The 12,269-nt window shown below is 65.7% G+C and carries 13 protein-coding genes and 1 other RNA gene; 13 read left to right on the top strand and 1 reads right to left on the bottom strand.

The features are described from left to right. Window positions 1-84 precede the first annotated feature (84 nt). Together ABFD52_12640 and ABFD52_12635 are read left to right on the top strand one after the other, a co-directional pair. A complete protein-coding gene (locus tag ABFD52_12640) occupies window positions 85-735 on the top strand; it encodes a BON domain-containing protein (protein ID MEN6561613.1) in 651 nt (216 codons plus the stop codon). Between the two features lie 206 nt (window positions 736-941). Further along, window positions 942-2,744, top strand: a complete 1,803-nt coding sequence (locus ABFD52_12635; GenBank protein MEN6561612.1) for a DUF4382 domain-containing protein — start codon at window positions 942-944, stop codon at window positions 2,742-2,744. A 21-nt stretch (window positions 2,745-2,765) separates the two neighbouring features. On the opposite strand, the gene ABFD52_12630 is transcribed toward ABFD52_12635, so the two are convergent. After that, window positions 2,766-4,022 (bottom strand): glycoside hydrolase family 27 protein, encoded by a 1,257-nt coding sequence (locus ABFD52_12630; GenBank protein MEN6561611.1) that lies wholly within the window; start codon window positions 4,020-4,022, stop codon window positions 2,766-2,768. A gap of 148 nt (window positions 4,023-4,170) precedes the next feature. Between ABFD52_12630 and ssrA the strand changes: the two genes are divergently transcribed. From ssrA to pyrH, 11 genes are all read left to right on the top strand, one after another. Then, window positions 4,171-4,521: a transfer-messenger RNA gene (gene ssrA / locus ABFD52_12625) on the top strand. Between the two features lie 21 nt (window positions 4,522-4,542). Then, entirely contained in the window at window positions 4,543-5,316 is a 774-nt protein-coding gene (locus tag ABFD52_12620) for an N-acetylmuramoyl-L-alanine amidase (GenBank protein ID MEN6561610.1), read from the top strand. 6 nt (window positions 5,317-5,322) lie between these two features. Then, the gene (locus ABFD52_12615) at window positions 5,323-5,937 is read left to right on the top strand and encodes a GerMN domain-containing protein (protein ID MEN6561609.1); all 615 of its coding nucleotides are present in this window, start codon (window positions 5,323-5,325) and stop codon (window positions 5,935-5,937) included. A 12-nt stretch (window positions 5,938-5,949) separates the two neighbouring features. After that, window positions 5,950-7,275, top strand: coding sequence for a ribosome biogenesis GTPase Der (gene der, locus ABFD52_12610; protein ID MEN6561608.1), 1,326 nt, complete (start codon window positions 5,950-5,952; stop codon window positions 7,273-7,275). A 104-nt stretch (window positions 7,276-7,379) separates the two neighbouring features. Continuing rightward, window positions 7,380-8,375, top strand: coding sequence for a tetratricopeptide repeat protein (locus ABFD52_12605; protein ID MEN6561607.1), 996 nt, complete (start codon window positions 7,380-7,382; stop codon window positions 8,373-8,375). A gap of 74 nt (window positions 8,376-8,449) precedes the next feature. Next, on the top strand, window positions 8,450-9,130 hold the full coding sequence (locus ABFD52_12600) for a rhomboid family intramembrane serine protease (GenBank protein ID MEN6561606.1): 681 nt from the start codon (window positions 8,450-8,452) through the stop codon (window positions 9,128-9,130). A 63-nt stretch (window positions 9,131-9,193) separates the two neighbouring features. Then, on the top strand, window positions 9,194-9,622 hold the full coding sequence (gene rplM / locus ABFD52_12595; GenBank protein ID MEN6561605.1) for a 50S ribosomal protein L13: 429 nt from the start codon (window positions 9,194-9,196) through the stop codon (window positions 9,620-9,622). Between the two features lie 9 nt (window positions 9,623-9,631). Further along, window positions 9,632-10,036 carry a 30S ribosomal protein S9 gene (gene rpsI / locus ABFD52_12590; protein MEN6561604.1) on the top strand — a complete coding sequence of 135 codons (405 nt, stop codon included), beginning with the start codon at window positions 9,632-9,634 and terminating at the stop codon, window positions 10,034-10,036. Window positions 10,037-10,050: 14 nt separating this feature from the next. After that, the gene (gene rpsB / locus ABFD52_12585) at window positions 10,051-10,848 is read left to right on the top strand and encodes a 30S ribosomal protein S2 (GenBank protein ID MEN6561603.1); all 798 of its coding nucleotides are present in this window, start codon (window positions 10,051-10,053) and stop codon (window positions 10,846-10,848) included. Between the two features lie 24 nt (window positions 10,849-10,872). Continuing rightward, window positions 10,873-11,469: a translation elongation factor Ts gene (gene tsf, locus ABFD52_12580; protein ID MEN6561602.1), complete on the top strand. Its 597-nt coding sequence runs from the start codon at window positions 10,873-10,875 to the stop codon at window positions 11,467-11,469. 44 nt (window positions 11,470-11,513) lie between these two features. After that, window positions 11,514-12,233 (top strand): UMP kinase, encoded by a 720-nt coding sequence (pyrH, locus tag ABFD52_12575; protein ID MEN6561601.1) that lies wholly within the window; start codon window positions 11,514-11,516, stop codon window positions 12,231-12,233. The last annotated feature ends 36 nt before the right edge of the window (window positions 12,234-12,269 follow it).

The raw sequence follows: 12,269 nt of genomic DNA, 5'->3' as shown, positions 1-12,269 counted from the left end.
GGCGCCGCGCGAACAACGCGGCGCTTCCATGAAACGGGATTGAGCGCCTCTCCCGGACGCGGGGGACGGCGCGAAGGGGGGGATATGAAAAGCGACAAGGAACTGCAGACGGACGTCATGAACGAGCTCGACTGGGAGCCGCGCGTCGATCCGGCGGAGATCGGGGTGGCCGTTAAGGACGGCATCGTGACGCTGAGCGGACACGTCGACACCTACCCGGAGAAATGGGCGGCTGAGCGGGCGGCCGGGCGGGTCTCCGGAGTCAAGGCGGTGGTCGAGGAGATCGACGTCAAGCTGCCCGGGATCTATGAACGGTCGGACCAGGACATCGCCCGGGCGGCGGCGAACGTCCTCGACTGGAATTCGTACGTTCCCCGCGACCGCGTCAAGGTGCAGGTGCAGGGCGGGTGGGTGACCCTGAGCGGCGAAGTGGACTGGCGGTATCAGAGGGAAGCGGCCGGGGACGCCGTGCGCAACCTGATGGGTGTCCGGGGCCTGGCGAACGACATCTCGATCAAGCCGGCCGTCTCGCCGGTCGAGGTCAAAACGAAGATCGAGGCGGCGCTCGAAAGGAGCGCGATGATCGATGCCTCGGGGATCAAGGTGACGACGAAAGGCGCCAAGGTCACGTTGAAGGGGGCCGTCCGTTCCTGGGCGGAGCGGGACGAGGCCGGCCGGGTCGCCTGGTCCGCGCCGGGCGTCAACGAAGTGGTGAACGAGATCTTGGTCATCTGAAAGCCGGGGCCGGTGCGTCAGGCGGCGTGGCCGGCGGCAGGGCTAGCCAGGCAACCGGGGGAATACCCCGGAATATCCCCCTTCGGGGGGATTATGACGGCCGCCCCCGGGCCGATAATCCACTCGTCCTTGACAGCGATGGAGTGAGGGTTTAACATAATGGAAAGAAGGGGTTCGCTCGCTTTTCCGGCCTGAAGGAGGATCGCATGCGTCGTTTCATCCGGGGCTTCATTCTCGCGCTGCTGGCGATCGCGGGGGTCGCCGGCTTCGGCCTGGTCGCGTCGTGCACCGTCGCCAGGAACTCGTCCTCCGGGACGGGCAGCCTGATGATGCTCATGACCGACGGCCCGACCGACGACTGGACGGAGGTGACCGTTCATTTCCTGTCCGCCAGCCTGCACCGCAAGGGCGCGCCGGGCTGGGAGACCTTCTGGACGGCGAACGCCGCCGACCCGGCCTCCGGCAAGGTCAACCTGGTCGACCTGAGCGGCGTCTCCGACATCCTGAACGCCGGCACGATCCAGGCCGGCGACTACGACCGGCTGAAGCTCGTCCTGAACACGAGCACCGCGGCCGAATCGATGCATCTCGTCACCGCGGACGGCACGGTCATCGCGCCGGAGAACATCACGGTCGTCGACCCGGGCGGCACGGGCGAGATCAAGGTCGACCTCGAACCGGACCTGGTCGTCGAGGCGGACACGAACAACATCGTCAGCATCGACTTCGACCTGGCCCACCCGCTGTCGATCGTCAACCTGGACGGCAAGGTCGTCATCGACCTGAAGATCCGCCACAAGTCCCTGCCGCGCCACCTGGGCAGCCTCCAGTTCGCCCGGACGCTGGGCGACATCACGGCCGCCGCCGCCAACACGGACGGCACGGCGACGTTCAAGATCAAGAACCTCCAGGGCGCCGAGATCGAGTTCAACGCCAACGCCAACACCATCTACGCCGACGTCTCGTCGGGCAGCGCCGCGGCCGGGACCTTCGACGGCCTCAAGGCCCTGGCCGGGACGGGCGCCGCGCTGGTGGCCTCGAACATGAACTCCGACGGCAGCCTCTACGCTCGCCGCGTCTGGTACGCCGACAACATCGACAAGCTGCCGGACTTCTCGCCCGAGGGCCTGGTCCGGCGCGTCGGCGACACGTGGCTGAGCATCCAGAAGAAGCGGACCGAGGCCATGCCGACGGGCGACCACCATCATCGCTGCGATTGGGACGCCGAGACGGTCTTCGTCAACGCCGATACGGCCTGGGCCTTCCAGGGGACCGACATGGGCGTCGCCGGGCTGGACGGCCTGGCTTGCGTCTCGCGGGGCTTCCGCGTCGAGGTCGTCTACGTCGACGAGAACGTCACCCCGAAGATCGCCAAGTCGGTCAACATCCAGTTCGCCCACGCCGAGGGGATCGTCGTCGAGCCCAGCCTCGACAGCTTCAAGCTGGGCTGGTTCTGGCGGACCCGGACGATGGCTTACAGCGCCGTACCGGGCCACGAGTTCGGCTGGTGGTATTACGGGATGGACTCGGCCCGCTCGACCGACCGCCAGGCCCTGATCGACATGGTCGCGGCGGCCGGCCAGGCCCGGCTCTGGGTCTTCGCCTGGGCCGGCCTGACCTGGGACGCGCCCGCCAAGCAGTGGGCCGTCGAGAACCTGGTCCTGGCCCCCCTGAAGCTCCATGAGCACACCAGGATCACGACCGCCTACACGGCGGCCTTGGGGACCATGGGCGTCTCGACCTACAACTGCTGGGACGCCTCCACGCCCGAGACCATGACCATCAAGCTGGACACGGCGGGCGACCTGCAGACGGTCGTCGGCTCGTTCATCTGGAGGTCCGACACCAACCTGGTGACGTTCACGCTGCCCGTCCCGACGACCCAGTGGGAGGCCCTGCTGACGACGTCGGTCGACAAGGTCAAGATCTGGATCCACCTGGTCAAGGAGACCGACGGGACCTTCACCTGGCACGCCTACTGCGTCATCGCCTACCAGTTCATCCGCTGAGATCCAGGGAGGGGTCTGCTTCTATGCGCCGGGCCAGATGCGCACCATGACGACGCCGTGGGACGGGACCTTGACCTCGAACCGCTCGTCGTAGTGTTTCCCGGTGTCCGCGTGGACGCCCCTGTCCTTGTGGGCCCAGAGGTCGCGGACCCGGGCCGGTCCGGCCGGGATGCCGATCTGTGACCAGCGGACGTACTGGGCCAACTCGCGGCCGGTGTAGTTGACGAAGGCGACGGCCTTGGAGCCGTCGGCCAGGGGCTTCATCCAGACCTGGCCGCCGTAGCCCCGTTCTATGACGACCCGTCCCTGGACGCCGAGCGGGTCCTGATCGACGGCGATGACCTCCTTGTTGAGGAGGACGGACCTGGTTTCGGCGCTCATCGCCCGGAGGTCGTTGCCGGCCATCAGCGGCGCGGCCATGATCGCCCAGAGCGAGAAGTGGGTCTTGTACTCGTCGAAGGTCATGCCGCCGTTGCCGACCTCGAGCATGTCGGGGTCGTTCCAGCCGCCGGGCCCGGCCGCGTCGGCGTGCCGGGAATTGGCCCCGATGATCCAGACGACGCTGTCCCAGTCGTCGCCGATGTCGGCGGTCGTCCGCCAGAGCTGGCCGACGCCCTTGGCCCAGTTCCAGGGATCGTTCCGGCCCCATTCGCAGATGCTCAGAACGATCGGCCGGCCGCTCCGGTCCAGGGCCTCGCGGTACCTGGCGTATTCGGCCGGCGCGTTGAGGTCGTCGCAGTTGCACCAGTCGACCTTGATGTAGTCGATGCCCCACTCGGCGTAGGTCGCCGCGTCGAGGTCGAAGTGGCCGGCCGCGCCCGGCCGTCCGGCGCAGGTCTTGGGCCCGATGTCGGAGTAGATGCCGAAGAGGAGGCCCTTGCCGTGGACGTAGTCGGCCAGGGCCTTCATCCCGCCGGGGAACCGCTGGGGGTCGGCGATGATCCGGCCGTCGGCGGCGCGGTCGACCTGCCAACAGTCGTCGATCACCAGGCAGTTGTAGCCGGCGTCCAGCATGCCGGTCTCGACCATGGCGTCGGCCGTCTCTTGGATGAGCTTCTCGTCGACGTTGCAGCCGAACTTGTTCCAGGTGTTGAAGCCCATGGGCGGCACGGGCGCCAGGGCGGGGGCCTTGGCGGCCTTCGCGTCCGTCGCGGCCGGAGCGGCCGCCGCCGGGTCCTTGTCCGTTCCGCCGGGTCCGCAGGCGGCCAGGGCCGCCAGGGCGAGAACGAGAGCGATCGCGAAGACGGGGGTCTTTTTTGAGCTTATCGAAGCGGGCATGGGGCGCTCCTTGAACGAAATCGAGAGACGGACGGACTATAAGTCGGCCGCCCTCCCGAGTCAATAAAGGGCAAGAAGCGACCGGGTTCCCTCTTATGTCTTGAAAAGGGGGACGGACGCCCCTATAATGAATAGCTGAAAGGAGTATGGGGGCGAACTGGTTTCGACGGAGGTAATGAGACACAGGTTGCACGCCGAGGTCCCACCCACCTCGCTAAACAGGTGGAAACCTTTAACTGCCGAACCTTTAGCAGTCGCGGCCTAATAGAAAGGCACGCCGTTCCGGGGGCCCTCTCCCGCAGGACCTTCGGAGCGCCGACCGAGCGGGATAGCGAACCGGTCCGGTCCTGAGGCCGGGGAGCGAAACAACTTCGGGGCTGGCCTTCCGGCGCTTTTCCTCTTCGAGAGCCGGCGGGCGAGAACAATGAAGAGGATAAACGTGTAGAGACCTGCTGTTGAATGCTTTCGGACGCGGGTTCGATTCCCGCCGCCTCCACCACACCCGAATATGGAGTCATTAATGATAAAGCGGATGGCCTTTGCCGCGGCGGTTCTTCTTTCCGTCGCCGCGCTCCCGGCCGCCTTCCCCGCCGCCGCCTCCGCCCAGGAGCGGGCCCTGCGGACCGTGGTCATCGATCCCGGCCACGGCGGACTCGAAACGGGCGCCAAGGGCCGCTTCGGCAACCTCGAAAAGGACATCACCCTGGCCGTCAGCCTCAAGCTCAAGGCCCTGATCGAGAAGGACATGGGCTTCGAGGTCGTCCTGACCCGGGACAAGGACGTCGACGTCTCGATCGAGAACCGCTCGGCCATCGCCAACAACCACAAGGCCGGCCTGTTCATCAGCGTCCACGCCAACGGCTCCGTCCAGAGGAAGGCCTCCGGCTCGGAGACCTTCTTCCTCAGCCTGAACGCGACCGACGAGGAGACGCGCCGCCTGGCCTACCTCGAGAACAATTCCTCGGACCTCCAGAGCCGCATCGACCCCTCCTCGGACAACGACCTGATGCTGATCCTCTGGGACATGGCCCAGAACGCCTACATCAAGGAGAGCAGCCGCCTCGCGGAGCTCATCCAGGGCGAGCTCGATGCCATGCTCGGCACGCGCAACCGCGGCATCAAGCAGGCGCCCTTCAAGGTGCTGACCGGGGTCGCCTGCCCGGCCGTCCTCGTCGAGACGGCCTTCATCTCCAACCCGGACGAGGAGCAGAAGCTGGCCTCGGACGATTTCCAGAACAAGGTCGCCGAGGCCATCTACCGCGGCCTGGTCCGCTATCTCCGGAAGGGCGAGTAGGTGACCATGGCCGCGAAAAGACGGAAAAAAAAGAGCGGCGGGATGTCCAGGTCCGCGCTGGTCCTGACCCTCCTGACGCTGGCGCTGGCCGTCCTGGTCATCATCTTCTTCAACGGCCGGAGCGGGGAGAAGGTCAAGCGCGGCGCCGAAGCCGCCGCCGCCAAGGCCCAGCCCGAGGCCCCGGCCAGGCCGGTCGAGACCCGGACCGTGACCCTCTTCTTCGTCGCCGACGACGATGATCTCCTCCACAAGGAGACGCGGACGATCGCGGCCGGCCCGAGCGAAGCCGACGAGGCCGAGCGGGCCCTGGCCGAGCTCATCCGCGGCTCGTCGGAGGGCCTGTCCTCGCCGCTGCCGCCCCAGACCCGGGTCCGCCAGGTCTTCATCGCCAAGGACGGCGTGGCCACGGTCGATCTCAGCCGCGACGTCGCCGAGAGCTGGTCCTACGGCTCGACCTCCGAGCTGGCCGCGGTCTATGCCGTCGTCAACACGCTCGTCTACAACTTCAAGCCGGTCAAGAAGGTCGTCGTCCTCGTCGAAGGGGCGGAACGGGAGACCCTGGGCGGCCACGTCGACCTGACGCGGGCCTTCTTCCCGGACTATTCCCTGGTCGCGAGATAACCGGGGCGGACCGTGACGAAGCTCCCCCGCGTGGTCATCGTCGGCTTCCCCAACGTCGGCAAGTCCACCCTTTTCAACCGCCTCCTGGGACGGCGCAAGGCCCTCGTCCACTCCGACCCGGGCATGACCCGGGACAGCCTGGCGGCCGCGGGCGCGATCGACGACCGGCGCCTGACCCTGGTCGACACGGGCGGGCTGTTCGGCGTAGCCGACGAGCCGCTGAGCGAGAAGGTCCGGGAGCGGGCCCTGGCCGAGGCCGCCGAGGCCGACCTCGTCCTGTTCGTCCTCGACGGAAAGCGCGACGTCGCCCCGGCCGAGGAGGACCTCTACCTCCGGATCAAGCGGCTCGGCCGGCCGGTCCTGCTCGTCGTCAACAAGTTCGATTCCCCCGCCCAGGAGGAATCGATGACGGCCGAATTCTACCGGCTGGGGGAAAAGAACGTTTTCTTCGTCTCGGCCGAGCACAAGGTCAACATCGCCACGCTCGAGGAGGCCATCGCGGCCGCCCTGCCCGCCGGCGGGCCGGCCGCCGACGAGGCCCCGGCCGCGGAGCCCCTGCGCATCGCCATCGTCGGCCGGACCAACGTCGGCAAGTCGTCCCTGGTCAACCGCCTGGCCGGCGCGGAGCGCCTGATCGTCAGCGAGATCCCCGGCACGACCCGGGACAGCACGGATACGCTGCTCGTCCGCGACGGGAAGCCGTTCTGCCTGGTCGACACGGCCGGGATCCGCCGGATGGCCGCCGCCGAGGACGGCCGGGAGAAGGCCGGCATCATCCGGGCCAAGGCCAACATCCGCCAGGCCGACGTCGTCTGCCTGGTCCTCGACGTCCAGGAGTTCCCGACCCGCCAGGACGCCCGGATCGCCCAGCTGGCCCTCGAATCGGGCCGGCCGCTGGTCATCGTCCTCAACAAGTGGGACCTGGTCGACAAGGACGCCGTCGAGCCGGAAGGGGTCCGCGAGCGGGTCTTCCGCAAGCTCGGCTTCGTCGCCTACGCCCCCCTCATCTTCGTTTCCGCCAGGACCGGCCAGCGCATCGTCAAGATCCTCGACACGGCCGAGCAGGTCTACCAGGCCGCCACGACCCGGATCGAGACCTCCCGGCTGAACGAATTCCTGGCCCGGACGACGGAAGCCCAGCCGCCCCGCCTGAAGAACGGGGCCCGGGCCAAGCTCCGTTACATGACCCAGAAGGGGATCCTGCCCCCGGCTTTCATCCTCTTCCTGGGCTCCCGGGGCCCCCTGTCGCCCGCCTATGAGAAGTACTTCCTGGACGCCCTGCGCCGGGATTTCGGCCTGGCCGGCACCCCCATCCGGCTCATCGTCAGGACCAGCTGAGCCGGCCCCAAGCGGGGCTTTTTCCTTGACTTTAAGGGAGGCATCGTTTATAAATAGGTTCTTGTCTCTCTCTGTGACTCGCGTTTGATTTTAAGGAGGTCACGATGTCTCGCAGGACGACCCAGCGAATCATGTTCGTCGCAGCCGCGGTGGCGCTCATCGTCGCGTCCACGGCCTGCCAGAACATCTCTTACAGCAAGCTTGCCGCCAATTACCATTTCAGCAAGGCCAACAGCTTCTTCCGGGAGAACCAGTACCGCAAGGCCATCACCGAGTACGAAGCGACGCTCAAGTACAACCCCAGCCTGACCCAGGCCTACCGCTTCCTCGGCGAGAGCTACAAGCAGCTCTACAAGCCCGGCGTCGACACGCCGCTCAATAAGGAGCTCGAGAAGAAGACACTGGGCGCCCTCACCAAGGCCCTCGAGATCGAGCCCAACAACAAAGACATCATCTACTCCCTGGGCGATATGTACGACAAGCTCAAGAAGTTCCCCGAGGCCGAGAAGCTCTATCTCCGCATCATCGAGCTCCAGCCCGAGAACATGAGCAACTACTACGTCGTGGCCGAGTTCTACAAGCGCTATTCCGCCGACAACAAGGCCGTCGCCAAGAAGGCCGAGTCCATGTACCTGCGGCGCATCGAGACCGATCCGGAAAATCCGCAGGGCTACGCCTACATGGCCCAGTACTATCAGGAATCCGCCGGCACGCCCGAGGAGATGCTGAAGTCCTACGAAAAGGCGGCCGAATTCTGGCAGAAGAGGATCTCCCTCCAGCCCGAATCCGCCGAAGCCTGGCTGGCCCTGGGCGTCAACCAGTGGTCGCGGGCCTATCGCTTCCAGTTCCTGAGCACCGCGGAAAGGCTGAAAATGGGCCAGGCCGCGCTCACGTCCATCAACAAGGCCATCGAGCTCGACGCCAACTACCCCGAGCCGTACGCCTGGATGGGCCCCCTGTACAAGTCCGTTCTGGCCAAGCTCGAGCCCGAGAAGGAAGCCCGCTACAACGCCGAGGGCGACCGCTACCTCGAGAAGTTCCAGGAGCTCCGCAAGCGGGCCGCCGAGCGCAAGAAGCTCGAGGAAGAGCTGAAGAAGTAGCTCCGATCCTGACCCAGAAAACGTTGGAAAGCGCTCCGCCCGGAGACGGGGGGAGCGCTTTTTTTATCTAGGCCATGTTCATCCCGATCAGCGACGAGAACCGGACCTCGCGCTTCCCAGTCGTCACGGTCGCCCTGATCGCGCTGAACACGGCCATCCTCATCTTCTGCGCCGCCTCCCCGGACGGCCTGGAAGCCGCGTCGGGGCGCTTCGGCGCCGTGCCCTACGACGTCATCCACTTCCGCTCGCTCGCCGAGCCCGCCCCGGTCCCGCCGCTCCTGACCCTGCTGACGAGCATGTTCCTCCACGGCGGCCTGTTCCACCTCCTCGGCAACATGCTCTACCTCTGGATCTTCGGCGACAACGTCGAGGACCGGCTGGGCCACGTCCGCTTTCTCCTGTTCTATCTCGCCTGCGGCCTGGCCGCCGGCCTGACCCAGGTCCTTTTCCAGGCGGGCTCGCATGTGCCCATGATCGGCGCCTCCGGGGCCATCGCCGGCGTCCTGGGGGCCTACGCCGTGATCTTCCCCCGGGCCCGGATCAGGACCTTCGTCTTCCTCATCTTCTACATCGACGTCGTGCCGGTCCCGGCCGCGGTCATCCTCGGGCTCTGGTTCCTGCTCCAGGTCCTCAACGTGGGCATGGGCGGCGGCGTGGCCTGGTTCGCCCACGTCGGGGGCTTCCTGGCCGGCATCGCCCTGGCCCGGCTGGCCCTGGGGAAGAGGTTCGGCCGGGCGTCTTGGCAAGAAAGTTGACTTTTTCCAGATTTTTTAGTATTTTAGGGCGTCTTTCTATCTCTTGTTTAAGGTTAGAAGCTCATGAGGACGTATATTCCAAAATCGAATGAGATCGAACAGAAGTGGTGGCTCATCGACGCCGACGGCCGGATCCTCGGCCGGCTGGCGACCGAGGTGGCCGACCTGATCCGCGGCAAGAAGAAGCCCCAGTTCACCAGCCACCTGGACACCGGGGACTTCGTCGTGGTCATCAACGCCGAGAAGATCAAGGTCACCGGGCGCAAGCTCGACCAGAAGAAGTACTACACCCACTCCCTCTATCCGGGCGGCATCAAGGAGGAGACCCTCAAGGACCTCCTGGCCCGGAAGCCGGAGGAGGTCATCAAGAAGGCCGTCTGGGGCATGGTTCCCAAGGGAAAGCTCGGCCGGGCCCTGTACAAGAAGCTCAAGGTCTATCGCGGACCTTCCCACCCCCACGAAGCCCAGAACCCCCAGGAATACAAGTTTTAGGAGGCCCCTTTGAGTCTGATCCAGTACTACGGAACGGGGAAGAGGAAATCGGCCATCGCCCGCGTCTTCCTGCGCTCGGGCAAGGGCGACATCACGCTGTTCGTCAACAAGAGGCCGCGGCCCTACGCTGATTATTTCCGGCTCGACGCCTATAAGACCATCATTCGCCAGCCGCTCCAGCTGACCGAGACCGAGGACAAGTTCGACATGTTCCTCCGGATCAGCGGCGGCGGCGCCAAGGCCCAGGCCGAGGCCATCCGGCTCGGCATCGCCCGGGCCCTGGTCGAGTTCAACCGGGAACTCAAGCCCGTGCTCAAGGCGGCCAGCCTGCTGACGCGCGACGCGCGGGTCAAAGAGCGGAAGAAATACGGATTGCTGGGCGCCCGCAAGGCTCCTCAGTATCACAAGCGCTAAAGAGGAGGCTCATCTTGGTTTCCGTCACTATGAAAGAACTGTTGGAAGCGGGCGTCCACTTCGGGCACCAGACCAAGCGCTGGAACCCGAAGATGAAGGAATACATCTTCGGCCAGAGGAACGGCATCTACATCGTCGACCTGCAGAAGACGATCAAGAACTTCAAGGAAGCCCTGAACTTCCTCCGCGGCGTCGCCGAGGAGGGCAAGATGATCCTCTTCGTCGGCACCAAGAAGCAGGCCCAGGACATCGTCCGGGATTACGCCTCCAAGTGCGAGTCGGCCTACGTCAACCAGCGCTGGCTGGGCGGCCTCCTGACCAACTTCGGCGTCGTCCGGACGAGCGTCGACAAGCTCAAAGAGCTCGAGGAGATGAAGGAGGACGGCCGCTGGGAGATCCTGTCCAAGAAGGAGCAGTCCAAGCTCGAGAAGGTCTACCGCAAGCTCCAGAAGAACCTGGGCGGGCTGAAGACCATGGGCGGGCTGCCCGGGGTCATCTTCATCATCGACTCGTCGAAGGAGACGATCGCCATCGAGGAGGCGCGGAAGATGCGCATCCCCATCGTGGCCGTCGTCGACACGAACGGCGACCCCGAGACCATCGACTATCCCATCCCCGGCAACGACGACGCCGTGCGGGCCATCGAGCTGTTCGCCTCGAAGGCCGCCGAATCGATCATCGAAGGCAAGAAGAACCGCATCAGCAAGGAGCTCCTCGAGGAGAAGGCGGCCGAAGAGGCCGCCGCCGCCGCCATGCCCGCGTCCGGGGACGGCGGCGAGACGTCCGGGGACGGCACCCCCGGGGAACGCTGAGCGGACGGAAGAGAGAAGCTGATCATGGAAATCACAGCGGAAAAGGTCAAAGAACTGCGCGAGCGGACCGGCATCGGCATGATGGAGTGCAAGGCTGCCCTGGCCGAGTGCGATTGCGACATGGACAAGGCCGTCGAGATCCTGCGCAAGAAGGGCTACGCCCGGGCCGAGGCCAAGTCCAGCCGCGCGGCCAAGGAAGGCCTGGTCGGGTCCTACATCCACATGAACGGCCGCATCGGCGTCCTGGTCGAGGTCAACTGCGAATCCGATTTCGTGGCCCGGAACTGCGAGTTCCAGGAGCTGGTCAAGGAGCTGGGCCTGCAGATCGCGGCCTCCAAGCCGAAGTGGATCGCCCCGGCCGACGTCCCCGCCGACATCGTGGCCAAGGAGAAGGAGATCATCCTGGCCCAACTCGGCGACATGAAGAAGCCGCCCCAGATCATGGAGAAGATCGTCGAGGGCAAGCTGGGGAAGTTCTTCGAGGAGGTCTGCCTCCTCGACCAGCCCTACATCCGCGAGGACAAGCTCAAGGTCCGCGACCTGATCACCCAGCTCGTCGCCAAGATGGGCGAGAACATCAAGGTCGGACGGTTCGCGCGCTTCGAGATCGGCCAGGATTGAAGTCCGGGCCCGACCGGTGTAGAATTCCGGCCGGAGCCTGAACAATGCCCGCACCCCAACCCGCCTACAAGCGCGTCCTGCTCAAGCTGTCCGGCGAATCGTTCCTCGGCGACATCGCCACCGGGATCGATTTCGACCGGGCCCTGGCCGTCGCCCGGGAGATCAAGGAAGTCCACGACCTCGGGGTCGACATGGCGGTCATGATCGGCGGCGGCAACCTGTTCCGCGGGGCCAAGGGGGTCAAGGAGGGCATCGACCAGGGCTCGGCCGACCAGATGGGCATGCTGGCCACGGTCATCAACGGCGTCGCCCTGCAGGCGGCGCTGGACAAGGCCGGGGCCGACACCCGCCACGTCTCGGCGATCGAGATCAAGTCCGTGGCCGAACCGTTCATCCGCCGGCGGGTCATCCGCCACATGGAGAAGGGCCGGATCATCATCTTCTCGGCCGGCATCGGCTGCCCCTTCTTCACGACCGACACGGCCGCCGCCCAGCGGGCCCTCGAGATCGGGGCCGACATCATCTTCAAGGCCACCAAGGTGGACGGGGTCTATTCGTCCGACCCGGTGACCGACAAGACGGCCAAGAAGTTCAAGGCCATCCGCTACATCGACGTCCTGAAGAAGAACCTCAGGGTCATGGACGCCACGGCCATCTCGCTCTGCAGCGACAACGGCATGCCCATCCTCGTCTTCGCCCTGGGCAAGGGCGGCAACATCATGCGGGCGGTGCTGGGCGAGGCCATCGGCACCCGCGTCTATTGAGGGAGAAGAAGGAACCAGGCCCCTTCCTGACGTGCA

The sequence above is a fragment of the Acidobacteriota bacterium genome (assembly GCA_039683095.1).
Classification (GTDB): Bacteria; Acidobacteriota; Aminicenantia; order Aminicenantales; family Saccharicenantaceae; genus RBG-16-66-30.
The sequence above is the reverse complement of the archived record's forward strand: the minus strand, read 5'-3'. Positions and strand labels throughout refer to the sequence as shown.

What these genes read in the sequence shown, in the direction of transcription:
- tsf (MEN6561602.1), top strand. Translation starts at nt 10,873, where the DNA reads ATGGAAATCACAGCGGAAAAGGTCAAAGAACTGCGCGAGCGGACCGGC.
- rplM (MEN6561605.1), top strand. Translation starts at nt 9,194, where the DNA reads ATGAGGACGTATATTCCAAAATCGAATGAGATCGAACAGAAGTGGTGG.
- ABFD52_12640 (MEN6561613.1), top strand. Translation starts at nt 85, where the DNA reads ATGAAAAGCGACAAGGAACTGCAGACGGACGTCATGAACGAGCTCGAC.
- ABFD52_12605 (MEN6561607.1), top strand. Translation starts at nt 7,380, where the DNA reads ATGTCTCGCAGGACGACCCAGCGAATCATGTTCGTCGCAGCCGCGGTG.
- ABFD52_12600 (MEN6561606.1), top strand. Translation starts at nt 8,450, where the DNA reads ATGTTCATCCCGATCAGCGACGAGAACCGGACCTCGCGCTTCCCAGTC.
- pyrH (MEN6561601.1), top strand. Translation starts at nt 11,514, where the DNA reads ATGCCCGCACCCCAACCCGCCTACAAGCGCGTCCTGCTCAAGCTGTCC.
- ABFD52_12630 (MEN6561611.1), bottom strand. Translation starts at nt 4,022, where the DNA reads ATGCCCGCTTCGATAAGCTCAAAAAAGACCCCCGTCTTCGCGATCGCT.
- ABFD52_12615 (MEN6561609.1), top strand. Translation starts at nt 5,323, where the DNA reads ATGGCCGCGAAAAGACGGAAAAAAAAGAGCGGCGGGATGTCCAGGTCC.
- ABFD52_12620 (MEN6561610.1), top strand. Translation starts at nt 4,543, where the DNA reads ATGATAAAGCGGATGGCCTTTGCCGCGGCGGTTCTTCTTTCCGTCGCC.
- ABFD52_12635 (MEN6561612.1), top strand. Translation starts at nt 942, where the DNA reads ATGCGTCGTTTCATCCGGGGCTTCATTCTCGCGCTGCTGGCGATCGCG.